This window comes from Bacillus sp. OTU530, assembly GCF_038440375.1.
Genome location: NZ_JASATP010000017.1, coordinates 66,504 through 89,812 on the forward strand (window position 1 = coordinate 66,504; position 23,309 = coordinate 89,812).

Below are 23,309 nucleotides of genomic sequence, written 5' to 3' on the forward strand. Positions count from 1 at the left end.
TTCGTCTCAATGAACATCGCCCCTGAGCGCCAAGCTGAACTTATGTAGGCTTGGACGGTAGCTGCGTTATAAGCTTGATTCCAATAGGAGTCATTGAGGCAGGATTATATTCCTGTGAAGAAGGGTGGTACCACGAAAATCTTTCGTCCCTTCAGCATAGCTGAAGTATGGGCGAGAGATTTTTTTGCTGGAAAAATTTGGTGTTAGGAGGCCTAAGAACGATGTCCCAACAAACTCAAGAAAAAATGGCTACAGGGGCAGCGCTTCTGCTTGAGGCGCTGAAAGAGGAGAACGTAGAAGTAATTTTTGGGTATCCGGGAGGAGCGGTTCTTCCTCTTTACGATGCTTTATATGACTTTGAAATTCCACATATTTTAACGCGTCATGAACAAGGAGCAATCCACGCTGCTGAAGGATACGCTCGTGTTACAGGAAAGCCAGGGGTAGTTGTTGTGACAAGCGGCCCTGGTGCTACGAACGTATTGACGGGTTTAACGGATGCGATGATGGATTCTTTACCACTCGTTGTTTTTACTGGACAGGTAGCATCAACAGTAATCGGAACAGATGCATTCCAGGAAGCGGATATCATCGGTTTAACAACACCGATTACAAAGCACAACTATCAAGTGCGTAAGGTATCAGACTTACCGCGTATTATCAAAGAGGCGTTTCATATCGCATCTACAGGGCGTCCAGGTCCTGTTGTGATTGACTTGCCAAAAAATATGGTAACAGATGCTGGAGAAGTGCTTGAGAAGGCTCCTATTAATTTGCCGGGATATCAGCCAAATTATGAGCCAAATCGCATGCAAATTGCTAAATTGCTTAAAGCATTACAAACAGCGGAAAAGCCTGTTATTTTAGCAGGAGCGGGTGTCTTGCATGCAAAAGCTTCTGAAGAATTAACACGCTTTGCTCGTATGTACCAAATTCCAGTTGTGCATACATTGCTTGGCCTAGGCGGATTCCCGCCGGAAGATCCGCTCTTCCTTGGAATGGGCGGCATGCACGGATCATATGCAGCAAACATGGCACTATATGAGTGTGACTTACTGATTAATATTGGTGCACGCTTCGATGATCGCTTAACTGGAAATTTAGCACACTTTGCTCAAAATGCTGTGGTTGCTCATATTGATATCGATCCAGCTGAAATCAGCAAGAATGTTCCAACACAAATTCCGATTGTTGGAACAGCGAAGCTTGCGCTAGAGGCACTACTTGAGAAGAGCGGCTCTAAGACAAATCATATGGAATGGCTTGTTTTACAGCAAAATCGAAAAGAAAAATATCCGTTTGCTTATAAAGAAACTGATGAAGCAATTAAACCGCAGGCAGCGATTGCAGCTCTTCATGAAATAACAGGAGGAAATGCGATTATCACAACGGATGTAGGTCAGCACCAAATGTGGTCTGCACAATATTATCCGTTCAAAAACCCTGACAAATGGGTAACATCCGGCGGTTTAGGAACGATGGGCTTTGGCTTCCCTGCCGCTATTGGAGCGCAATTTGGAAAACCGGATGAGCTTGTTGTTGCGATTGTTGGAGACGCTGGTTTCCAAATGACGCTTCAGGAGCTAAGTGTTTTGAAAGATCATGATCTTCCTGTTAAAATTTTGATTATTAATAACGAAGCTCTCGGCATGGTACGTCAATGGCAAGAGTCATTCTACCAAAAGCGCTATTCACATTCCCTGCCTCAAAGCCAGCCTGACTTCATTGCGCTTGCGGCTGCATACGGCATTCACGGTGTGCGCATCGAAGATCCTGCGCTCCTAAAGCAACAGTTGCAGGAAGCGATGGACTATCCAGGTCCGGTGCTTATCGATTGCCGTGTTATCCAGTCGGAGAAGGTTATGCCGATGGTTGCGCCGGGTAAAGGTGTTCATGAAATGGAGGGAATAGAAGGATGAAGCGCATTGTAACAGCTACAGTCCGCAACCAAAGCGGAGTGCTAAACCGCATCACTGGTGTTATGTCAAGAAGACAATTTAACATTGAAAGCATCTCCGTAGGTCATACCGAATTTCCTGATGTATCGCGCATGACGATTGTTGTGCATGTAGATGATCTACAGCAAATGGAGCAGCTGACAAAGCAGCTGAATAAACAAATTGATGTACTCAAAGTAACAGATATTACGGATGAATCGATGATCGCCCGTGAGCTTGCCTTAATTAAGGTAGCGACTACGGTTGCGACACGCTCCGAAATATATAGCTTAGTTGAACCGTTCCGTGCGTCCATTATTGACGTAGGCAAGGATTCTGTCGTTGTACAGGTAACGGGGACACAAGACAAAGTAGAAGCTTTAATTGAATTGCTGCGCCCATATGGCTTAAAAGAAATCGCCCGTACAGGCGTTACAGCTTTTACTCGCAGCATGAAAAAGCAAGAAAAACAACAAGCAATGCTCATTAACTAATTATTAGGAGGCCCACTAACATGGCAAAGGTTTATTATCAAGACGCAGTACAAACTAACGTATTAAAAGGAAAAACAATCACAATCGTAGGATACGGTTCCCAAGGTCACGCACATGCGCAAAACCTTCGTGACAATGGCTTTGATGTAATCATCGGTCTTCGTCAAGGAAGATCTTGGAATATCGCAGTGCAAGACGGATTCGAAGTGAAAACAGTAGCTGAAGCTGCAAAAGCAGCAGAAGTAATCATGATCTTGCTTCCAGATGAGCTTCAAGGAGACGTATACAACCAAGAAATCGCACCTAACCTAGAAGCAGGCAACGCGCTTGTATTCGCGCACGGCTTTAACGTTCACTTCGGCGAAATCAAGCCTCCTGCAGATGTAGATGTATTCCTAGTAGCTCCAAAAGGTCCAGGACATCTTGTACGCCGTACGTTCGTAGAAGGCGGAGCAGTTCCTGCATTGTTCGCTGTATACCAAGATGCAACTGGCACAGCACGCGAAAAAGCATTATCTTATGCTGATGGAATCGGATCTACTCGCGCTGGTGTACTTGAAACGACATTCAAAGAAGAAACAGAAACAGATCTTTTCGGTGAGCAGGCAGTACTTTGCGGCGGCACAACAGCGCTTGTAAAAGCAGGATTTGAAACGCTTGTAGAAGCTGGCTACCAACCAGAGGTTGCATACTTTGAGTGCTTACATGAATTAAAATTAATCGTAGACCTTATGTATGAGGGCGGATTAGAAAACATGCGCTACTCTATCTCTGATACAGCTCAATGGGGCGACTTCGTAACAGGTCACCGCGTTGTAACAGATGCAACAAAAGCTGCAATGAAAGACGTTTTAAAAGACATTCAAGATGGAACATTCGCAAAAGGATGGATCGAAGAGCATAAATCTGGTCGTCCAAACTTCAATGCAATTAACGAAGCGGACAACAAACACCAAATCGAAGTAGTAGGCCGCGAGCTTCGTGCGATGATGCCATTCGTAAAACCAAAGGTGAAAATGGGAGTTTAATCCTACAAAGAAGTAATACACACGCTTCGTGAAGCAGCTGCATTGTTATAGTAGCTGTTTCCGGGCGTTCAAATTTCCGCCCAACATGTGCCAAGAACGGATAATCTGTTCTTGGCATAGGCGGTTAAAGCAGTAATTCGCTGCGGTACGAACGCATTTGCGCCTATTCACGTTGAATTGGAATAAAACGAAAAAACGTCTTTCCGGATTCGGAGTAGCGCAGGACATGCTGGAAGCTTCCAAGCGAGCGTACTTTATGCGGCGGGCAAACTGAACAGATTGGCAGCTGTCGTCAAATCGTAAGGGAGTGAGCATGTATGGAAAAAACAATCGTTTGTTTAGCTGGGGACGGGATTGGCCCGGAAATTATGGAAAGTGCCAAAAAGGTACTTACATTAACAGAACGTCTCTATGAGCATCGCTTTCATTTGCAAGACGAAGCATTTGGCGGAGCGGCAATCGACCAGTGTGGTCAACCGTTTCCTGCTAAAACGTTAGAAGCTTGTTTAGCTAGCGATGCAGTGTTATTAGGAGCAATTGGTGGTCCGAAATGGGACAATGCAACGGAGCGCCCGGAAAAAGGCCTTCTCGCTTTACGTTCGGCACTTGGATTATATGCAAATGTCCGTCCTGTAGAGGTTGATGAAGCGGTAGCGTATTTATCTCCACTCAAGGAAGAATCAGCGAAGGATGTACACTTTGTCGTCGTGCGAGAATTAACGGGCGGCATTTATTTTTCTCAGCCGAAGGAGCGCACAGCGGATCAAGCTACGGACACGCTGACGTACACAAGAAAAGAAATTGAGAGAATTGTAGAATATGCATTCCAGCTTGCTCAAACACGCCGTAAAAAGGTTACTTCCATTGATAAAGCGAATGTGTTAGAGTCCAGTAAGCTGTGGAGAGAAGTTGCAGAGGAAGTGTCAGGGCGTTACCCTGATGTACAGCTTGAGCATCTTCTTGTAGATGCAGCGGCTATGGAGCTGATCGTTCATCCAGGTCGTTTTGATGTAATTGTAACTGAAAATTTATTTGGTGATATTTTAAGCGATGAGGCCTCAGTATTAGCTGGTTCACTAGGCATGCTGCCGTCTGCCAGCCATTCGGAAACAGGTTTATCGTTATATGAGCCGATTCACGGTTCAGCTCCTGATATTGCAGGACAAAGTAAAGCAAATCCAATTGCGATGCTTCGCTCGGTGGCGATGATGCTTGAGCAATCGTTCGGTTTACGAGAAGAAGCACAGGCGATTGAAAATGCAATCTCCTCTGTATTAAGATCAGGCCGTCGTACAGGTGATTTAGGTGGAACAGAGACAACTGTGTCATTTACTGATGCTGTATTAGAGGCAATGGAGGAGCAAGCACCAGTTGGGAGGGGAAGATAATGGCAAAAACATTGTTCGATAAATTGTGGGAACGTCACGTTGTAGCGGAAACTGAAGGCGGGTCTGAACTCATCTATATCGATCTTCACCTTGTCCACGAAGTAACGTCTCCACAAGCGTTTGAAGGGCTTCGTCTTGCAGGCCGTAAGGTAAGAAGACCTGATTTGACTTTTGCTACGATGGATCATAATGTTCCGACAAAGGATGTTTGGAATATTACAGATGAGATTGCGAAGAAGCAAATGGATACGCTAAGCGCAAACTGTAAGGAATTTGGTGTGACTCTTGCCGGTATGGATGACGAGCGCCAAGGGATTGTTCACGTAATCGGTCCTGAGCTTGGATTAACTCAGCCGGGCAAAACAATTGTTTGCGGTGACAGTCACACTTCTACACACGGTGCGTTTGGCGCTCTGGCGTTTGGTATTGGGACAAGCGAGGTTGAGCATGTATTAGCTACACAAGCGCTTTGGCAAAAGAAGCCAAAGTCAATGGGTGTGGAACTGAAAGGCAAGCTTGCAAAAGGTGTGTACTCTAAAGATATTATTTTACATTTGCTTGCGATGTACGGCGTTTCCATGGGAACAGGGCACGTGATTGAGTTCTACGGAGAAGCAATTGAAAATATGACGATGGAAGAGCGAATGACGCTTTGTAACATGGCGATTGAAGGCGGGGCAAAAGCGGGATTGATTGCACCTGACGAAACGACATTCGCTTACGTAAAAGGCCGTCCTTTCGCTCCAGAGAATTTCGAAAAAGCTGTAGAAGACTGGAAAACACTTTTTACAGACGAGGATGCTGTCTACGATCGCCACGTAACTGTGGATGTATCTAACCTTGCTCCGTACGTGACTTGGGGAACAAATCCTGGCATGGGTGTAAGTATAGATGCAGTGCTTCCACCAGCTGCTGATGTGAATGATGAGCGTGCTTACGAATATATGGGTCTTACACCAGGACAAAAGGTTGAGGATATTGAAGTGCAGCACGTATTTATCGGCTCCTGTACAAACTCTCGCCTTTCTGACCTGGAGGAAGCAGCTTCCTTTATCAAAGGGAAAAAGGTAAAAGAAGGAGTGCGGGCTCTTGTTGTTCCTGGTTCAAAGCAGGTGCGTAATGAAGCGATGAAAAAAGGGCTTCATGAGGTATTTATTGAAGCAGGTTTTGAATGGCGTGAAGCAGGCTGCTCTATGTGTCTTGGAATGAACCCAGACCAAGTGCCAGCAGGTGAGCATTGTGCATCTACTTCTAACCGTAACTTTGAAGGACGTCAAGGAAAAGGCGCACGTACACATCTAGTCAGCCCAGCAATGGCTGCGGCAGCAGCTGTACACGGACGTTTCGTTGACATTCGAAAGGAGGAGCACCATGCAGCCGTTTCTTACGCATAAGGGAACAGTAGTAGCATTAATGAATGATAATATTGATACGGATCAAATTATCCCGAAGCAATATTTAAAACGCATTGAGCGTACAGGTTTTGGTGAGTTTTTATTTGATGAATGGCGTTATCTGGATGATCGCAGCGATAATCCAGAATTTCCGTTAAACCAACGAAAAGGCGCTACGATTCTTGTCTCTGGAGAAAACTTCGGGTGCGGTTCTTCCCGTGAGCACGCGCCATGGGCGTTAGCCGACTATGGTTTTTCAGTGGTTATTGCTGGAAGCTTTGCTGATATTTTTTATATGAACTGTACAAAAAATAGAATTCTTCCGGTTGTTCTTGATGAATCTGCACGTAAGAAGCTTGCTTCTCTTGCTGCTGATGTTGAGATTGAGGTAAACCTTGAAGAACAAACTGTTACAGCAGGAGATGAAACTTTCTCTTTCTCTATTGAACCGGTTTGGCGTGAAAAGCTGTTAAAAGGCTTAGATGATATTGCTGTTACTCTTCAATACGAGAAAGAAATCGCTCTGTACGAACAACGCGTATAAAGTGTAGAAAACCTTCAATGCGGCATAGGCCAATTGAAGGTTTTTCTTTACACTTGTAGGGAATTTTAGGAGCAAAGTGCAATTACACTTCTGCCTTCGCCTAATGGCTTGTCAATCAGCTGGTTGTCTTGATAAACCTAGATCCATCCGGCAAAGGATTCTTGGCTATGCAAAGAAGAAGAGCACCTTGGATCGTGAGGAACATAAGGGAACTTTTTATGAGTGGGCTTCGTAGAACTGCACGTTTTGTGTGCTGGATATTTTAAAAGATAAGAAAGCTTTTTGGATGCGGACCTGTTCTGAGCTGTAGAATAACTTTTGGCATAAAAAGGAAACAATGCCTTGTGTGTCAAAGAATATTCTCCCGCAGGGGCAAGGGCGGACCATGTCCGTTTTTCCTTGATGAGACTGAATGTGTCAAGCCCACTTTTTTACACTTTAGGAAAGTATAAATTTCTAGCTAGATGCCAATTAGACGTAGCGATAAATTTTAGGAATGAAGTATAAGGGCGCAACTACGCCTCTGTCTTCACCAGGGGAGCGGGGCTTGCCAGTCGGCGAGTTTTCTTTACAGGACAGATTCCGACATTCTTTCCTTTCTTTCGGCTCGAAACTATTTGACATACCTTTCGTTCCTCTGTATCTTTTAGGTAGCAACTTTCGTTTCGAAAGATAAGGGGTGTTTTGATGACAAAGTGGAAACGAGCAAATCCAAGCGGAACGAGGGACGTTTTATTTGAAGAGTGCACATTAAAGGAAGAAATTGAACAGCGCCTGCGCCGTGTGTTTATATCGCGTGGTTATGAAGAGGTGCGTACGCCAACAATTGAGTTTTATGATGTGTTTTCCTTCCGTAATCGCCCAATAGATGAAGAAAAAATGTACAAATTTTTTGATCATCACGGTCGTATTTTAGTGCTTCGTCCTGATATGACGATTCCAATTGCCCGGGTAGTAGGCTCTACGATGATGAAGCCGCCGCTCAAGCTCACATATAGTGGAAATATTTTTCGTGCGAACAAAAGCATGACAGGAAAGTACAATGAATTAACGCAAACTGGGATTGAAATTATTGGCGTTGATAATTTGCGTGCGGAGATTGAATGCATTGTGAGCGCAATTACAGCATTGCAGGATGTAGGCCTCACACAATTCAAAATCGAGATTGGTCAGGTGAAACTCTACAAGTCTATCGTCAAAAAGCTTTCCTTAACAGAGGAAGATGAGGCGATTTTACGTGAATATATCGAAAACAAGAGCTATACAGGACTCTCTCAATTTTTAGAGGAGAAGAAATTTGACCAAAACGATGAAACCGTTCAGCTGCTTCAGCGTTTGCCCCGCTTATTTGGCGGTTTAGACGTGATTGACGAAGCTGAGAGTTTGGCTGCCAATGCAGAAATGAAGGAAGCGATTCAGCGCGTTCGTGATATATATGAAACGGTGGAACGGCTAGGATACGGTCATTACATATCCGTAGACTTAGGCATGATTCAAAACCTTGATTACTATACTGGGGTCATTTTCCGTGGTTACGCCCATGAGGTTGGAGATGAAATTTTAAGCGGTGGTCGTTATGATGAATTAATGGAGCACTTTGGAGAGTCCCTTCCAGCGACTGGACTTGCCCTTGAGGTAGATCAAATTGTACGGGTGCTTAAGGAGCAGAATCCGCCTTCAAAAGAAGAACCAACAGAGGTGCTGATCCATTATTCATTGGAAACAATTGAAGAAGCAGAAAGGCTTCGCGCTTTATACATTAAAGAAGGTGTAAAGACCGAGTTATCTATGATGTCTTCGCTCGAGGAGACATTTAGCTTTGCAAGAGCAAATAAGGTTGCCGCTGTCGTTGATACATCAGGTGGTAAGCTTAAGGAGTACGCTTGGAAAGAAAAATGGGAGCTGGAAAAGGAGGGAGAAACCTCATGCGTCACATTCAAATCGCGTTGACAAAAGGGAGACTGGAAAAGCAGATTGTTCCACTTCTCGAGAAAATCGGTATTGATTGCTCGGAATTAAAGGATAAAGGAAGAAAGCTTGTTTTTCACAGTCATAACGCAAATGTCTCCTTTATTCTCGTAAAGGCAGTCGATGTGCTTACGTATGTTGAGCATGGCGTTGCTGATATTGGTATCGTCGGAAAAGATGTGATAATGGAGAATGAAAAGGAATTATACGAAATGGTAGACTTAGGAATTGGCCGTTGTAAGTTCAGCGTGGCATCGATTCCTTCTTATAACCCTGATAGTTATAAAAAGAAAACAATTGCAACGAAATATCCAAATGTTGCGTCTGCGTATTTCCGCCGCAAAGGCGAGGATGTAGAAATTATCAAGATAGAAGGCTCTGTAGAAATTGCCCCCCTTCTTGGCCTTGCAGATGCGATTGTTGATATTGTCGAAACAGGGGCAACATTACGGGAAAATGGTTTAATTGTCTTTGAAGATATTTGCGATATTTCAGCACGTCTCATTGCAAATAAAGCTTCCTTAAAAATGAAAAAAGATGAGATGTTTTCAATTATTACGCAAATTGAAGAGCATCTGTCAGCACGGGTGTAAGGAGGACGCAGCTTGAAAATTTTATACGGAGATATTTCCAGTATTCTAAATGATATGACTGTGCTTCGGGAAGAAGCGGGACGAGTGGAAAAAACTGCAACGGAAGCGGTAGAGCGCATTATCACAGATATCAAGACGCGTAAGGATGAAGCGCTGCGTGAATATACGAGTCGATTCGATGGAGTAGAGCTAGCATCATTTCGCGTCTCAACAGAAGCAATAGAACGCGCAGTAGAATCTGTTGATTCCTCCTTTTTAGAAGCTTTAGAGGGTGCAAAGCGTAATATCGTATCATACCATGAGAAGCAAAAGCGACAAGGCTTTGTGGATGCAGATACAAAGGGTATTATACGAGGACAATTAATTCGACCGCTTCATACGGTAGGCGTGTATGTGCCAGGTGGTACGGCTGCATACCCTTCTTCTGTATTAATGAATGTGCTTCCTGCCAAAATTGCAGGAGTGAAGCGGATTGTGATGGTGACACCGCCAGGAAAGGATGGTGTGAACCCTCATATTTTAGCTGCTGCCCATATTGCAGGTGTAGATGAGATTTACAGCATCGGCGGCGCACAGGCAGTCGCAGCGCTCGCGTATGGAACCGAATCGATTCCGCGCGTTGACAAAATTGTTGGACCAGGCAATATGTATGTAGCGCTAGCAAAGCGTGCTGTATTTGGTGCTGTTAACATTGATATGATTGCGGGACCGTCTGAAATTGTCGTCATTGCCGACGAAACAGGAAACGCATCGTTTATTGCAGCGGATTTATTGTCGCAGGCAGAGCATGATACGAATGCGACAGCGATTCTGATTACAACACATAAGGAGCTTGCGCAGCAGGTAAAGCAGGAAGTAGAGCGACAATTGCAGGAGTTGCCGCGTGCGGATATTGCTAGAGCCTCTATTGAGGCGAACGGCGCAATTGTTGTCGTGGATTCACTGCAGGAAGCATTTGCGGTATCCAATGAAATTGCTCCTGAGCATTTAGAACTTCATATTCATGAGCCGATGACGGCTCTTGCGGATATCCAGCATGCTGGCTCCATCTTTATTGGACCGTACGCACCAGAACCGCTTGGTGATTATTTCGCCGGACCGAATCATGTGCTGCCAACGAGCGGAACTGCGCGCTTTTTCTCCGCGCTATCCGTTGATGATTTTGTGAAAAAATCAAGCTTTTTATCGTATACAAGAGAGGCGTTAGAGCAAGTAAAGGATCAAATTGTTATCTTAGCGGAAAAAGAAGGTCTGCAGGCTCATGCGCGTGCGATTTCGATTCGCTTTGAGGAAAAAGGGGGAGCAGATGAATGACACGGACAGCAGAGTTTTCACGGGTAACATCAGAAACAGATATTACCGTATCAATTGATTTAGACAATCCAGCAGAAGTGAGCATTGAGACAGGGGTCGGCTTTTTTGACCATATGCTTACAGCTTTTGCTAGACACGGACGTATTGGACTAAAGGTACGGGCAAATGGAGACTTACACATCGATTCTCACCATACAGTAGAGGATGTAGGTATTGTTATCGGGATGTGCATCAAGGAAGCACTTGGTGACAAAAAGCAAATTAATCGATATGGCACGTCCTACGTTCCAATGGATGAAGCATTGGGCTTTGTTTCATTAGATATTAGCGCACGTCCGTTTTTAGTATTTGATGCAGAGCTTACAAATCACCGCCTTGGAACATATGATACTGAGTTAACAGAGGAATTTTTCCGTGCTGTTAGCTTTAATGCAGGTATCACACTTCATGCGCGCGTGCTGTATGGAACAAACACGCATCATAAAATTGAGGCGTTGTTTAAGGCATTCGGCCGTGCTTTATCGGAAGCGGTAGCGATTAATGAAAAGATTACCGGCATCAATTCAACGAAGGGAATGTTGTAATATGATCGCCATTATTGATTATGGAATGGGGAACTTGCGCAGCGTTTCAAAGGCACTGGAGCATATTGGCGTAACATGTGAAATTACCGATAACCCGGAAACAATCCGTCAAAGCGACGGAATCGTTTTGCCAGGCGTTGGTGCGTTTCCGAAAGCAATGAAGGAGCTAGAGGAGCGCGGATTAATTTCTCTTATTAAAGAGCAAGCAGCCTCTGGCAAGCCGGTGTTGGGCATTTGTCTAGGGATGCAGCTATTATTTGAGGCAAGTGAGGAAATTGAATTTACAGAGGGTCTTGGCTTACTTCCGGGGACAGTACGCAAACTGCCTGCGGGCCGCAAAATTCCGCATATGGGCTGGAACGCGTTAGAGACGAAGCAAGAGTCACCATTATTGCAAGGTCTTACAGGAAATCCATATGTATATTATGTCCACTCCTTTTATGCAGATACAGCAAATGATGTGATAGTGGCAGGAAGCGACTATGGTGTGTTTGTACCAGGTGTTGTTTCTAAGGGAAATATTTACGGTGCACAATTCCATCCGGAAAAAAGCAGCGACGTTGGATTAAAAATGTTACAAAACTTTAAGGAGTTGGTCGAAACATGCTCATCTTCCCAGCAATTGACTTAAAAAATGGACGTTGTGTTCGCTTATATCAAGGACAATTTCAACAGGAAACCGTTGTAAACGAAAATCCGCTTGAGCAAGCGATTGTATTTGAAAAATTAGGTGCTCCATTCCTTCACCTTGTCGACTTAGATGGTGCATTAGATGGTACACCAACGAATTTACCTGTAATTGAAAGTATTGCACGTACATTAAAGATTCCTGTTCAAGTGGGCGGCGGCATTCGCTCGATGGAAACAATTGAAGCATTATTATCAGTTGGTGTATCACGTGTTATTATCGGCACAGCTGCACTTTTAAATCCAGCATTTTTGCAGGAGGCTCTTGATAAGTACGGGGAGCGCATTGTTGTTGGCATTGATGCAAAGGATGAATTAGTTGCGACAAGAGGCTGGCTTGATGTATCAGATGTTCATTACATCACACTTGCAAAGCAAATGGAGGAAATGGGAGTAAAAACAATTATTTTTACTGATATTTCTCGAGATGGAACACTTACGGGTCCAAATCTTGAGCAGCTTAAGGCTTTGCAGGATGCAGTGAATGTTGATATCGTTGCATCTGGCGGTGTAAGCTCCCTAGAGGATATTAAAAACTTACATGAAATGAACCTGTATGGTGTGATTACTGGTAAAGCTTTATACGAAGGGAAATTCGCGCTAGAAGAAGCGCTGCAGGCGGTGGCGGTATGTTAACGAAGCGCATTATCCCTTGTTTAGATGTGAAAAATGGACGCGTGGTAAAGGGTGTAAATTTCGTCGGGCTGGCAGACGTTGGGGATCCAGTGGAGATTGCGGAAATTTACAACCGGGCTGGAGCGGACGAGCTTGTATTTTTAGATATTACAGCAACGCATGAAGGGCGCAAAACGATGATTGACGTTGTAGAGCGCACAGCGGCTGAAGTATTTATTCCATTAACAGTTGGCGGCGGCATTGGTTCAGTTGAAGAGATGTATAATCTATTGCGTGCCGGTGCGGACAAAATTTCCCTAAACTCTGCAGCGGTTCGTAATCCACAGCTGATTGCAGAGGGTGCTGAGCATTTTGGAGCACAATGTATCGTCGTAGCGATTGATGCAAAGCGCGTTTCTGACGGTAAGTGGAATGTGTTTGTAAGCGGCGGTCGTATCGATACGGGCCTTGACGTACTAGAGTGGGCAAAAAAGGCGGAAGAGCTTGGTGCGGGTGAGATCTTGCTGACAAGCATGGATGCAGATGGTACAAAGCAAGGCTATGATTTAGAATTAACGGAGGCTGTTTGCCAGGCGGTTACAATCCCAGTCATTGCATCAGGCGGCTGCGGCAATAATGGTCATATTGTAGAAGTATTCCAGGAAACATCAGTGGATGCAGCATTAGCAGCGTCGATTTATCATTATGGAGAAACGACGATTGCAGAAACAAAAGAAGAACTTGCCAAGGCGCGCATTGAGGTGAGACGATGAAGCCGGATTTCTCTAAAGGACTATTGCCTGCTGTTATTATTGATGATACAACGAATGATGTGCTCATGCTCGGCTATATGAATGAAGAATCCTATGCTAAAACATTAGAAACAAAAACAACATGGTTTTTTTCCCGTTCCCGCAATAAATTGTGGAATAAAGGAGAAACGTCTGGGCATTTTCAGCATGTAAAAGAAATGTACTTGGATTGTGACCAAGATACATTGCTTGTGCGTGTAAATCAAATTGGACCGGCATGCCATACGGGAAGCCGCACTTGTTTCTTTACGAAGGTGCTATAGGAGGAAAAGAAAATGACAGATATACTGCGTGCATTGTACGAAACTATTGTAGACCGGAAAAACAATCCAGTAGCGGAGTCGTACACAAATTACTTGTTTACAAAAGGCGAAGATAAAATCTTAAAAAAAGTAGGCGAAGAAGCTACCGAGGTTCTAATTGCAGCAAAAAATAATGATAAGGAAGAGCTCGTGTATGAAATTGCCGATTTAACTTTTCATTGCCTTGTTCTCCTTGCTGAGAAGGGGATTGCGCTTGAGGACGTAAAGAAGGAGCTAGAGCGCAGGCAAGGAAAGCTGTCTAAGACAGCAGATCGAAAAGAAATCGAGAGCCTGTAGGCGGCGAAGCACCAGGTTCCGATTACAGTTTCCTCTGATTCACACTACCCAGATGATACCGGCAGCTATGTGGCACAAAATGTGGAAACATTGCTTCGTCATGGCTTTACGGAGATTGCAACGTTTGAAAAACGCAAACGGATTATGAAGCCGCCTGAGCAATCTGTATTGCAGCGATAGGGAAATAATGCCATTCGTGAACTAGCGGTTTTGGTTTAAACTAAGAGCGAAGTATCATGAAGGAGGCAATTATGTATGAGCGAAAATGAGCAGTACAGAGATACGGGTAAATTGACTAACTATCATTACGGTACAGAAAAAGATACAACTACGAAAAAGAACAATAAAAGCAATACGCAAGATAGCAATAAAAATAATCCCCTCGCGTGAGGGGATTATTTTTTATTGCTACTCTTTTCAAAATGTCTGCGTCGTAAAAACTGCGATAGCATGTAAAGAATGTAGAGAGGAATAGCAATGAACAAAAATTCTGGCATGCGGTTTATCTCTCGTTTATACAAGGTGAAAATAATTGCAATCAAAAATAGTGTGACAATGATACTATATTTTGGAATTGGTATATCCTTTAAGCTTGGAATTTGAATGCGGCTTACCATCAAGATAGCAAAGATGATAAAAATGAGAATGAGTACAATGTTTGGAATCACGCGAGAAAATAATGTGAGAAATGCTACAATTCCCCCTGCCGCTGTAATTGGAACACCTGTGAAATACTTTAAGGATGTTGCAGTTGCTGTTACATTAAAACGAGCTAAGCGGTACGCACCAAATAACGGAAACAGTCCGGCTATGTACAATCCGGCAACACCGTATTGTGAAAAAGAGGTATAGTACATTAAGAGGGCAGGTGCTGCTCCAAATGTCACTACATCTGCGAGAGAATCCAATTCTTTTCCAAGAGGGGAATCAACTCGCAGCAAGCGGGCAATCCGTCCGTCGAGACTATCGAGCATCATGCCAATTAAGACGAGAATGGCAGCTGACCTGTAATGCCCAATAGATGCGTAGCCGATAGATAGAAAACCGCTGTATAAATTTCCGAGTGTAAATAAATTCGGAATGGCTGCTCTGTACAATGTGTGATCCCTTGCTTTCTTTTTAATTTTTTTCTTTGGTGTACAACAGTTTGTTCAACTTATCATAACACACTTTTAGAATCTCATACCATAAAATTCCCTTAATGGAAAAAAGGATTCAATTTATTGTTTATAGTAAAATATGAAGATAAAGGTTGTATATAGGACAAAAAAGAAGGGATGCTACGTCCCTTCTTTTTCGCCCCACAGCAAGCAGATCGTCATAATTACTCTAATATTGTTGTCATCGTTCCTGTATTTCGTTTGTTGCTAGGATCGAAACGAAGTAAATCTCCGTAAATAAGCTTATCTGAATTCCTCAGCTCAATTTTGGTTTTTTGTTTATATGGTTCGCATAGTTGTTCTTCAATCGGCACACCTGTCTGTTTCGCGTAGCAAATATTTTTTGTATATACGTAATCATTTGTGATGAAACTGCCATCGCGCATAACAACAAGCGGATCTTTCTCTTTAATAAACAGGTCTGTTCCAAATTCCGTGCTGTTCGTTGTTGAAACTCCAAGCAGATGAAGGAGAGTCGGCTTTACATCGATTTGTCCAGATACCTTGGAAATAGTTTGCCCGGACTGCTTTGGAATATGGATGATCAGCGGAACACGCTGCAGCTGCATCGAATCAACAGGTGTGATTTCGTTTTTGCCAAGAAACTGTGCCATAGCTGCATTATGGTTTTCAGAAATACCGTAATGATCTCCATAAATGACAATGATTGTATTGTCATACAGTCCTTCCTCTTTCAGACGCTGGACAAAATATTTTATTGCTTCATCTGTATACCGTACGGTCGGGAAATATCGATTGACAATCTCACTCTCTGAATTATACTCCTCAATGAGACGGTCCTTCGGGTCAATGGTAAATGGAAAATGATTGGTTAGCGTAATAAACTTTGTATAAAATGGCTGTGGCAGCTCCTTTAAATACGAGATGGATTGTGTAAAGAAGTCTTTGTCTTTCAGTCCCCAGCCGACGGAATTTTGCTGCGTACCAACGAAATCCTGTTGATGGTAATAGCGGTCGTATCCAAGTGATGGATACATGAGATCGCGATTCCAAAATGTTTTATCATTAGAGTGGAACACAGCTGAAAAGTAACCGTAATCTTTTAGTATTTCAGGTGTTGCTGTATATTCATTGTTAAAATGTGTAAAAAATACGGAGCCACGATCAAGTGGATAAAGCGAGTTTTCGATAGTAAACTCAGCATCCGATGTTTTACCTTGTCCTGTTTGATGATAAAACTGATCAAAATAGTAGCTTTCTTCTATAAAGCTATTTAGAAATGGCGTAATTTCCTCACCGTTTATTTTTCGATTAATGACAAAGCTTTGCGTGGATTCCATGGAAATTAAAATCACATTTTTCCCTTTGGCAACACCAAACATAGCTGGATTGCTTCCCTTGTCCTTTACTTTTACGTAGTTTTCAATTTCTGCAAACGTATTGCTGCTTGCAAACACTCGTTGTGCGGATGATCTGGATTGCAGAACAATATCATAGAGATGATATGTGTAAAGACCGAGATTTTTGACAATCATTTTTCTATCAAATGAACGCGCAAATAACTGAGGCCTATAGACTTCAGCCACCGTTACATGGAATAAAAACAACGAAGCCGCCCCCAGAAAATAAATAGATTTTTCTTTTTTTGTAAGAGGAGAGACATCGGCAAAGCGTGGGAACCTTCGAGAAACAAATAGCAAAATGAAGAGGTCAACAAACATAAATAATGTTTTGTATGTCATCAACTCACGGATACTTGTGCCAAGGTCAGCCATATTATTTGTTTGAAATACAACAGGTAATGTTACAAAATCATTAAAGAAGCCATAAAATATTGCATTTGAAAACAATAATACAGATAAAAGAAAGCTAATGAGTATAACATAGACGTTTCGGTATGTATCAGTTAATAGAGCAATCCCCAAAAACAGTAGAAGTGTACTAATCGAATTAAGAAAGAGAATGGCTTCCTCAAATGCGTTCTCAATGTTTATATCAAACGCAAGCTTATATACTACATACGTCTTTAGCCAAAGAAGAGTGGCTGCCAAAAGGGTAAAGCGCACCTTCCTAAATAATGTATTCATGATCAAGCTCCTCTCCGATGAAGGCTAGCAAATATATTCTTTATTTGTATACATATATATGTAAGCAGGGACATGCTCTATTCATAATGCCTTGCTTTATATTGTCTTTATTACGTTAATTATTATATAAAAACAAACAGGTGTTGTGGATGATTTTGGACACTTCTATGAAAAAATATAGATTGGGTACAATATTTACGGATACGACAGTTTGGAGGGAGAAGATGAACAAACGAATGTGTGCTGCAGTCACATGCTTTTTCCTATACAGCAGTTCGGCCGCATTGGCGAGTGCGCCATCATTTCCTATGCTGGAGGATGCTTTTTTTTCTGTGTTATTTCCGCAAATCAATGAGGCAATTCAAAAGTCTTATGGAGAGCAAAAGAAGTATGATTGTCCGAAAATTGTAGAGATGAAGAAGCTTTACAGTGGTACGTATCTGTTTCAATCCTCCATTGAGGTGATTACATATCATCAGAAGCCGCAGGGAAAGCCGGAGCCTCCCTTTGAGAAGGTAAGGATTACGTTTGATAATGAACAGGGGGAATGGGAGGTGAAAAGCACGAAGCTAACGCGATTGCCTGATAGCACAAATTTGGCATGCCGAAAGCCAGTGTAGGAATGAGAGGACCTTTGTGCCTGCTTCTTGAAGGACTGCATAATATTTCACTTTTCTACATAAATGTGAATGAGTTGCTGAAAAAGTATTTGACAATGTACATTTTTCTCTGCTATCTTTAATATCAGCAAAAATAAATACAACGGCCTCATCTGTTCTCGCGAATAGAGGCTGCAGGAGTCAAGAGTAGGCTGTGTGAAGTCGGGTAGGATTAAAGAGCGCAGCGCGAAAGGGGTAACTGCCGAAGCGGCAAAACAGCTGCCATGTTTTGTTGCTGGGTCTGCACTGAATAAGTGTGGAACTGTCACAAGTACGTCTTGTGAGGAGCTATTAGAGATGCTGATGCGGTTTCTTATATGAAAATATGTAGGGCGCATAGTTTGAAGTAGTCATTTTCTGTAAGAAACGCGTGTGAACATAGCAGTTCGGCGCGTTTTTTGTTTATACAAATAAAATGGATTGTGTTCTTAGCTTCACTGTTTCCTTTTCTTTTGAGAAATGGATGTAGGTGTGCAGAACGTATAAATAAGGGGGAAATTTAGGTGTATTTGCACGGTACAAGCAGAATTAATGAAAAGGGACATTTAGAAATCGGGGGCTGTGACACGACGGAATTAGCAAAAACATATGCTACACCGCTTTATGTATATGATGAAGCTTTAATTCGAGAAAAATGCCGTGCGTATAACCGTGCGTTTCAGGAGAGCGGATTCTCCTACCAAGTCGCATACGCAAGTAAGGCATTTTTGTGCATGGAAATGAGCCGTTTAGCTGCAGAGGAAAACATGTCTTTAGATGTTGTGTCTGGTGGAGAATTGTATACGGCGCTGCAAGCCGGTTTCCCAGCAGGGCGCATTCATTTTCACGGCAATAATAAAACAGAAGAAGAATTAGTAATGGCACTTGAAGCAAATATTGGCTGCTTTGTTGTTGATAACTTCTTTGAGTTAGAGGTTCTTCATGATTTAGCGCAAGAGCGTGAGCAAAAGGTGAATATTTTGCTGCGTGTAACACCGGGTGTTGAGGCGCATACACACGAGTATATTACAACAGGTCAGGATGATTCAAAGTTTGGTTTTGGCGTTTCTAGCGGACAGGCGCTGCAGGCGGTGAAGCATGCTGTAACGAAGCCGTACTACAATGTGCTTGGCATCCATTCTCATATCGGTTCCCAAATTTTTGAAACGGATGGATTTGTTCGTGCAGTCGAAGTATTAGCAACATTTGTAGATACTGTTCGCTCCGAAACAGGACATACAATGCCGATTTTAAATCTCGGAGGCGGTTTTGGCATTCGCTATACAGAAGGCGATACGCCGCTCCCAGCCGTACAATATATTAAAGAGATGACTGATGCGGTGCGCGAGCAGTTTACACAGCGTAATTATCCTCTGCCGGAAATTTGGATTGAGCCAGGCCGCAGCATCGTCGGTGATGCTGGCACAACGTTGTATACAATCGGTTCTATTAAAGACATCCCAGGTATTCGTAAATACGTGGCCGTGGATGGCGGAATGACAGATAATATACGCCCTGCGTTGTACGGTGCAAAGTATGAGGCAATTTTGGCGAATCGAGCAAATGAAGAGTCGAAGGAAGTTGTATCGATTGCCGGCAAGTGCTGCGAAAGCGGCGATATGCTGCTTTGGGATATAGAGCTTCCAGAAGCGGCGTCACGGGATTTACTTGCGATTTCTTGCACAGGGGCATACGGATATTCAATGGCAAATAACTATAACCGTATCGCGCGCCCTGCAGTTGTATTTGCAAAGGACGGAAAAGCGCAAGTTGTTGTGGAGCGGGAAACATTAGAAGACCTTGTACAAAAGGATCGTATTCGAGCAAGTGAGCTCGTATGAAAGCAAGAGGATGAAAAAAATTAAAAAATAGGCGGACAACAGTACGTTGTTCGCCTATTTTTGTAAGAAATTAACATAATTGTATCGCCGCAAGTCTTGCGCACAAGGGGACCTTCGCGGAAAAAGTGCTTATCATTTGCTTTGTTCCCGAGGTAAAGCAAGCTGTGCAAACCTACAGAGCAACCGTTGCTTCAGGCAGAAATACATGAATTCCCTATTCACTTACTCGGAATTGTATGTTTATTGAAAGAGAAAGTGTAGTTTTGGAAAACAGGGAAAAGTAATAGCAGAAGGCGCCTACAATAGAGAAGAAACGGTGGCTTACTGCGTTTTCAGAGCAATAGTAACATATAAACTTTATCAGAAGTGTACTGCAATATATTTTCATATTTTCAAAAATTCTTTTAAAATATAATTCATATCAGAAAACTAGGATTGCAATTAGCTGTAATTGTGATACAATACAAATTAATTACTTATCCAGAGAGGTGAAGGGACACGGCCCGATGAAACCCGGCAACCTGCATGTATGCAAGGTGCTAATCCGTCAAAATGGAATCTCATTTTGAGAGATAAGGTTAAGACGCCTCGAAAGTCTTTTCGAAATGGAAAGATTTTTTTAGTGCAAACGGATAGGGAGTATTTTAGGAAGGTTACTGCAGCGTCGGAACAAGACAGCTCCTTCCTACATAGCAGTGGAATATAGATGTTACCAAAAGAGGGGGAAATGACATGTTAACATATGAAACATGGGATGCACCAGCCATTGATTTTAATGAGGACGATGAAACAAAAGGTGCGCTTTCGGTTTTACGATGGGCGTATGATCATTATGGAGACGATGTTGTCTATGCATGCAGCTTTGGTGTAGAGGGGATGATTCTTCTGCACTTAATTGATCAAGTGAAGCCTGATGCAAAGGTTGTATTTTTAGATACAGATCTTCATTTTAAAGAAACGTATGAATTAATTGAAAGAGTGAAAGAACGGTTCCCAAGACTTCAAATTGTGTTACAAAAGCCAGAGCTTACGCTAGAAGAGCAGGCGGCAGAGCATGGTGCGGAATTATGGAAGTCTAACCCGAACGCATGCTGCAATATTCGGAAGATTGTTCCGCTTGAAAAGGCTCTTGCACAAGGGAAGGCGTGGATTTCTGGATTGCGCCGCGAGCAGTCGCCGACGCGCCAAAATGTACAGTTTTTAAATCATGATCACCGTTTCCATTCTATCAAAGTATGTCCGCTGATTCATTGGACATGGAAGGAAGTATGGCGTTATGTATACAAGCATGACCTTCCGTACAATCCGCTTCATGATATCGGCTATCCGAGCATTGGCTGTGAGGTATGCACACGTCCTTCAGAGGGTGGCAGCAGTGATCGCTCTGGACGTTGGTCAGGTACAGGTAAAACAGAATGCGGGCTTCATCAGTAAGAAGTAAAGGGGAAAAGAAAATATGGTAGCTCTCGCATTTTGTGCAGCGTTATTGTTTGCGATGAATATAGGGGCGAGTGGAGCAGCTGCCTCAATGGGGGTCGCATATGCTTCAGGAGCCATTAAGAAGAAATGGGTAGCGCTGCTCATATGTGGCGCTGCTATCATTGCTGGTTCTGTATTTGGGGGCCAAAAGGTTACAAAAACGATTAGCTCAGGCATTATTCCTGAGGATATCTTTACAGTAAAAATTGTTATTATTACATTACTTGCAGCAACAATTGCCTTATTTACGGCAAATATTCTCGGTATTCCGCTTTCTACCAGTGAGATTACGATAGGTGCTGTTGCAGGGGTGGGGATTGCATATCAAGTATTGTATGTGGAGAAACTTTTGTTTATCGTTGCTTTTTGGATTATCACCCCTGTAGTAGCTTTCAGTATTACTTATGTTGCTGGAAAGCTTATTCATAGGCTTAATTCCAAGTATCCTGATTTAGAAAAAGGAAAATGGAAGCCAATTTTTACAATTCTTGTTATTGTGACAGGTTTCTTCGAGGCCTACTCAGCTGGAATGAAAAACGTAGCAAATGCAGTTGCTCCGTTAGTTGGGGCTCATTTGCTTTCAGTGGAAACAGGGTTGCTTTTAGGTGGTATTTTTGTTGCCTTGGGAGCTTTTCTCTTAGGAAGTCGAGTTCTTGAAACAAATGGGAAGAAAATTACATCTGTTTCTTTGATTGAAGGAATTTCTGTTTCTGCTACCAGCTCATTTCTCGTGATTACAGCAGCTTTATTTGGGATTCCATTGCCGATTGCACAAATTACATCATCTTCTATTATCGGCATGGGCTCCGCGCAGCAAGGCAAGAAGGTCTTTCAAAAACGCGTTGTTTCGCAAATGCTCAAGGTGTGGTTTGTTGCCCCGTTTTTATCGCTTTTAGTATCTTATACATGCGTTAAACTATTGCTAGAAAGTGATTTGTATTCTATCTTTATTGTTGGGGCGGGAATTATCGCAACACTTGGAGTCATTAGCTTATTAAAACATACGAAACAGGAAGTAGGAGGAATTTCAAGATGACAAGTATTACAGCACATGGCGGTGTTCTTATTAATCGCGTAGACGAAACGTACAGCACAGCGCATATCCAAAAGGAAATTGAGTTAGACAATACTGCACTTAGCGACCTAGAGTTAATTGCAGTCGGTGCATACAGCCCATTAACAGGTTTTTTAAACCAAGAAGACTACAATTCTGTTGTAGAACGTATGCGTCTTGCTGACGGAACAGTTTGGAGTATTCCAATTGCACTTCCTGTAACAGAAGAAAAAGCAAACGAGCTTACAGCAGGTGAAGAGGTACGCTTAGTACAAGGCGGCGTAACATACGGTGTACTTACAGTTGGTGACATCTATGTGCCAGACAAACAAAAGGAAGCGGAAAATGTATACCGCACAACAGACCTTGCGCATCCAGGCGTAAAGAAAATGCTAGAGCGCCCGTCTGTATATGTAGGTGGAGCGATTACGTTAGTAAAACGTACAGAGAAGGATCAATTTGCTGAATTCCGCTTAGATCCGGCTGAAACACGTCAAAAGTTCCAAGACCTTGGCTGGAAAACGGTAGTTGGGTTCCAAACGCGTAATCCAGTTCACCGCGCGCATGAATATATTCAAAAAGCTGCGCTTGAAATCGTAGACGGCTTATTCTTAAATCCGCTTGTAGGTGAAACAAAATCTGATGACATTCCAGCTGACGTACGTATGGAAAGCTATCAAGTACTTTTAAAGAACTATTATCCACAGGATCGTGTATTTTTGGCTGTGTTCCCTGCAGCAATGCGCTATGCAGGACCGCGTGAAGCGATTTTCCATGCAATGGTTCGCAAAAACTTTGGTTGCACACACTTTATCGTTGGCCGCGACCACGCAGGTGTTGGTAACTATTACGGCACATATGATGCACAGCACATCTTCTCCAACTTTACAGCAGAAGAGCTTGGCATTCAGCCGTTATTCTTCGAGCATAGCTTCTACTGCACAAAATGCGAAGGTATGGCTTCTTCGAAAACATGTCCGCATGGTGCTGAAGACCGTGTGATTTTATCTGGAACAAAGGTGCGTGAATTGCTTCGCAGCGGTCAGCTTCCGCCAAGCACATTCAGCCGTAAAGAAGTAGTAGAAGTATTAATTCGTGGCATGCAAGAGCAGCCAGTGAACGCTTAAGGGGG

General features: G+C 43.1%; 23 protein-coding genes, 2 riboswitches and 1 other annotated feature (1 of these 26 only partly in view). Of the genes, 21 read left to right on the plus strand and 2 right to left on the minus strand.

Annotation, left to right across the window (positions count from 1 at the left end):
- Positions 1–154: a binding site (T-box leader), on the plus strand (it extends 74 nt beyond the left edge of the window).
- A gap of 67 nt (positions 155–221) precedes the next feature.
- The 16 genes from ilvB to AAHB12_RS14440 all read left to right on the plus strand — a co-directional run bounded on the left by ilvB (position 222) and on the right by AAHB12_RS14440 (position 14,347).
- Complete coding sequence (ilvB, locus tag AAHB12_RS14365; protein ID WP_342045744.1) at positions 222–1,919, plus strand: acetolactate synthase large subunit; 1,698 nt, start codon at positions 222–224, stop codon at positions 1,917–1,919.
- Entirely contained in the window at positions 1,916–2,431 is a 516-nt protein-coding gene (gene ilvN / locus AAHB12_RS14370) for an acetolactate synthase small subunit (RefSeq protein ID WP_129729134.1), read from the plus strand. The genes ilvB and ilvN overlap by 4 nt, the downstream gene beginning before the upstream one ends.
- Before the next feature lie 20 nt (positions 2,432–2,451).
- A complete protein-coding gene (gene ilvC / locus AAHB12_RS14375; RefSeq protein ID WP_342045745.1) occupies positions 2,452–3,459 on the plus strand; it encodes a ketol-acid reductoisomerase in 1,008 nt (335 codons plus the stop codon).
- Between the two features lie 317 nt (positions 3,460–3,776).
- Complete coding sequence (gene leuB, locus AAHB12_RS14380) at positions 3,777–4,847, plus strand: 3-isopropylmalate dehydrogenase (RefSeq protein WP_129729132.1); 1,071 nt, start codon at positions 3,777–3,779, stop codon at positions 4,845–4,847.
- Positions 4,847–6,241 (plus strand): 3-isopropylmalate dehydratase large subunit, encoded by a 1,395-nt coding sequence (gene leuC / locus AAHB12_RS14385; RefSeq protein WP_342045746.1) that lies wholly within the window; start codon positions 4,847–4,849, stop codon positions 6,239–6,241. The genes leuB and leuC overlap by 1 nt, the downstream gene beginning before the upstream one ends.
- A complete protein-coding gene (leuD, locus tag AAHB12_RS14390) occupies positions 6,219–6,785 on the plus strand; it encodes a 3-isopropylmalate dehydratase small subunit (protein WP_129729130.1) in 567 nt (188 codons plus the stop codon). Before leuC ends, leuD begins: the two co-directional genes overlap by 23 nt.
- Positions 6,786–7,472: 687 nt before the next feature.
- Positions 7,473–8,735, plus strand: a complete 1,263-nt coding sequence (locus tag AAHB12_RS14395) for an ATP phosphoribosyltransferase regulatory subunit (RefSeq protein WP_129729129.1) — start codon at positions 7,473–7,475, stop codon at positions 8,733–8,735.
- Positions 8,711–9,346: an ATP phosphoribosyltransferase gene (gene hisG / locus AAHB12_RS14400; RefSeq protein WP_129729128.1), complete on the plus strand. Its 636-nt coding sequence runs from the start codon at positions 8,711–8,713 to the stop codon at positions 9,344–9,346. Before AAHB12_RS14395 ends, hisG begins: the two co-directional genes overlap by 25 nt.
- Before the next feature lie 12 nt (positions 9,347–9,358).
- A complete protein-coding gene (gene hisD, locus AAHB12_RS14405) occupies positions 9,359–10,660 on the plus strand; it encodes a histidinol dehydrogenase (protein ID WP_342045747.1) in 1,302 nt (433 codons plus the stop codon).
- Positions 10,657–11,244 (plus strand): imidazoleglycerol-phosphate dehydratase HisB, encoded by a 588-nt coding sequence (gene hisB, locus AAHB12_RS14410; protein ID WP_129729126.1) that lies wholly within the window; start codon positions 10,657–10,659, stop codon positions 11,242–11,244. The genes hisD and hisB overlap by 4 nt, the downstream gene beginning before the upstream one ends.
- A 1-nt stretch (position 11,245) precedes the next feature.
- Positions 11,246–11,875 (plus strand): imidazole glycerol phosphate synthase subunit HisH, encoded by a 630-nt coding sequence (gene hisH, locus AAHB12_RS14415; protein WP_342045761.1) that lies wholly within the window; start codon positions 11,246–11,248, stop codon positions 11,873–11,875.
- Entirely contained in the window at positions 11,848–12,567 is a 720-nt protein-coding gene (gene hisA / locus AAHB12_RS14420; RefSeq protein WP_129729124.1) for a 1-(5-phosphoribosyl)-5-[(5-phosphoribosylamino)methylideneamino]imidazole-4-carboxamide isomerase, read from the plus strand. Before hisH ends, hisA begins: the two co-directional genes overlap by 28 nt.
- Positions 12,561–13,319 (plus strand): imidazole glycerol phosphate synthase subunit HisF, encoded by a 759-nt coding sequence (hisF, locus tag AAHB12_RS14425; protein WP_129729123.1) that lies wholly within the window; start codon positions 12,561–12,563, stop codon positions 13,317–13,319. The genes hisA and hisF overlap by 7 nt, the downstream gene beginning before the upstream one ends.
- Positions 13,316–13,621 carry a phosphoribosyl-AMP cyclohydrolase gene (gene hisI / locus AAHB12_RS14430; protein WP_246040289.1) on the plus strand — a complete coding sequence of 102 codons (306 nt, stop codon included), beginning with the start codon at positions 13,316–13,318 and terminating at the stop codon, positions 13,619–13,621. Before hisF ends, hisI begins: the two co-directional genes overlap by 4 nt.
- Positions 13,622–13,633: 12 nt before the next feature.
- Entirely contained in the window at positions 13,634–13,957 is a 324-nt protein-coding gene (locus AAHB12_RS14435; protein ID WP_246040288.1) for a phosphoribosyl-ATP diphosphatase, read from the plus strand.
- Between the two features lie 255 nt (positions 13,958–14,212).
- Positions 14,213–14,347, plus strand: coding sequence for a hypothetical protein (locus AAHB12_RS14440; protein ID WP_281278903.1), 135 nt, complete (start codon positions 14,213–14,215; stop codon positions 14,345–14,347).
- A 5-nt stretch (positions 14,348–14,352) separates the two neighbouring features.
- Here AAHB12_RS14440 and pssA read toward each other — a convergent pair whose 3' ends face one another.
- On the minus strand, positions 14,353–15,054 hold the full coding sequence (pssA, locus tag AAHB12_RS14445; protein ID WP_129729122.1) for a CDP-diacylglycerol--serine O-phosphatidyltransferase: 702 nt from the start codon (positions 15,052–15,054) through the stop codon (positions 14,353–14,355).
- 227 nt (positions 15,055–15,281) lie between these two features.
- Entirely contained in the window at positions 15,282–17,168 is a 1,887-nt protein-coding gene (locus AAHB12_RS14450; RefSeq protein WP_129729176.1) for an LTA synthase family protein, read from the minus strand.
- 221 nt (positions 17,169–17,389) lie between these two features.
- On the opposite strand from AAHB12_RS14450, the gene AAHB12_RS14455 reads away from it, so the two are divergent.
- The 5 genes from AAHB12_RS14455 to sat all read left to right on the plus strand — a co-directional run bounded on the left by AAHB12_RS14455 (position 17,390) and on the right by sat (position 23,304).
- Complete coding sequence (locus tag AAHB12_RS14455; protein WP_342045748.1) at positions 17,390–17,785, plus strand: DUF3888 domain-containing protein; 396 nt, start codon at positions 17,390–17,392, stop codon at positions 17,783–17,785.
- 157 nt (positions 17,786–17,942) lie between these two features.
- A riboswitch (Lysine riboswitch) is annotated at positions 17,943–18,123 on the plus strand.
- Positions 18,124–18,327: 204 nt separating this feature from the next.
- The gene (lysA, locus tag AAHB12_RS14460) at positions 18,328–19,644 is read left to right on the plus strand and encodes a diaminopimelate decarboxylase (protein WP_342045749.1); all 1,317 of its coding nucleotides are present in this window, start codon (positions 18,328–18,330) and stop codon (positions 19,642–19,644) included.
- A 473-nt stretch (positions 19,645–20,117) separates the two neighbouring features.
- Positions 20,118–20,223, plus strand: a riboswitch (SAM riboswitch).
- A 153-nt stretch (positions 20,224–20,376) separates the two neighbouring features.
- Positions 20,377–21,078 carry a phosphoadenylyl-sulfate reductase gene (locus tag AAHB12_RS14465; RefSeq protein ID WP_129729119.1) on the plus strand — a complete coding sequence of 234 codons (702 nt, stop codon included), beginning with the start codon at positions 20,377–20,379 and terminating at the stop codon, positions 21,076–21,078.
- 22 nt (positions 21,079–21,100) lie between these two features.
- Positions 21,101–22,159 (plus strand): inorganic phosphate transporter, encoded by a 1,059-nt coding sequence (locus tag AAHB12_RS14470; RefSeq protein ID WP_246040287.1) that lies wholly within the window; start codon positions 21,101–21,103, stop codon positions 22,157–22,159.
- Complete coding sequence (gene sat / locus AAHB12_RS14475) at positions 22,156–23,304, plus strand: sulfate adenylyltransferase (protein ID WP_129729118.1); 1,149 nt, start codon at positions 22,156–22,158, stop codon at positions 23,302–23,304. The genes AAHB12_RS14470 and sat overlap by 4 nt, the downstream gene beginning before the upstream one ends.
- Positions 23,305–23,309: the final 5 nt, after the last annotated feature.

Coding starts and splice junctions, on each gene's coding strand:
- ilvB (WP_342045744.1), top strand. CDS start 222: ATGTCCCAACAAACTCAAGAAAAAATGGCTACAGGGGCAGCGCTTCTG.
- ilvN (WP_129729134.1), top strand. CDS start 1,916: ATGAAGCGCATTGTAACAGCTACAGTCCGCAACCAAAGCGGAGTGCTA.
- ilvC (WP_342045745.1), top strand. CDS start 2,452: ATGGCAAAGGTTTATTATCAAGACGCAGTACAAACTAACGTATTAAAA.
- leuB (WP_129729132.1), top strand. CDS start 3,777: ATGGAAAAAACAATCGTTTGTTTAGCTGGGGACGGGATTGGCCCGGAA.
- leuC (WP_342045746.1), top strand. CDS start 4,847: ATGGCAAAAACATTGTTCGATAAATTGTGGGAACGTCACGTTGTAGCG.
- leuD (WP_129729130.1), top strand. CDS start 6,219: ATGCAGCCGTTTCTTACGCATAAGGGAACAGTAGTAGCATTAATGAAT.
- AAHB12_RS14395 (WP_129729129.1), top strand. CDS start 7,473: ATGACAAAGTGGAAACGAGCAAATCCAAGCGGAACGAGGGACGTTTTA.
- hisG (WP_129729128.1), top strand. CDS start 8,711: ATGCGTCACATTCAAATCGCGTTGACAAAAGGGAGACTGGAAAAGCAG.
- hisB (WP_129729126.1), top strand. CDS start 10,657: ATGACACGGACAGCAGAGTTTTCACGGGTAACATCAGAAACAGATATT.
- hisH (WP_342045761.1), top strand. CDS start 11,246: ATGATCGCCATTATTGATTATGGAATGGGGAACTTGCGCAGCGTTTCA.
- hisA (WP_129729124.1), top strand. CDS start 11,848: ATGCTCATCTTCCCAGCAATTGACTTAAAAAATGGACGTTGTGTTCGC.
- hisF (WP_129729123.1), top strand. CDS start 12,561: ATGTTAACGAAGCGCATTATCCCTTGTTTAGATGTGAAAAATGGACGC.
- hisI (WP_246040289.1), top strand. CDS start 13,316: ATGAAGCCGGATTTCTCTAAAGGACTATTGCCTGCTGTTATTATTGAT.
- AAHB12_RS14435 (WP_246040288.1), top strand. CDS start 13,634: ATGACAGATATACTGCGTGCATTGTACGAAACTATTGTAGACCGGAAA.
- AAHB12_RS14440 (WP_281278903.1), top strand. CDS start 14,213: ATGAGCGAAAATGAGCAGTACAGAGATACGGGTAAATTGACTAACTAT.
- AAHB12_RS14455 (WP_342045748.1), top strand. CDS start 17,390: ATGAACAAACGAATGTGTGCTGCAGTCACATGCTTTTTCCTATACAGC.
- AAHB12_RS14465 (WP_129729119.1), top strand. CDS start 20,377: ATGTTAACATATGAAACATGGGATGCACCAGCCATTGATTTTAATGAG.
- AAHB12_RS14470 (WP_246040287.1), top strand. CDS start 21,101: ATGGTAGCTCTCGCATTTTGTGCAGCGTTATTGTTTGCGATGAATATA.
- sat (WP_129729118.1), top strand. CDS start 22,156: ATGACAAGTATTACAGCACATGGCGGTGTTCTTATTAATCGCGTAGAC.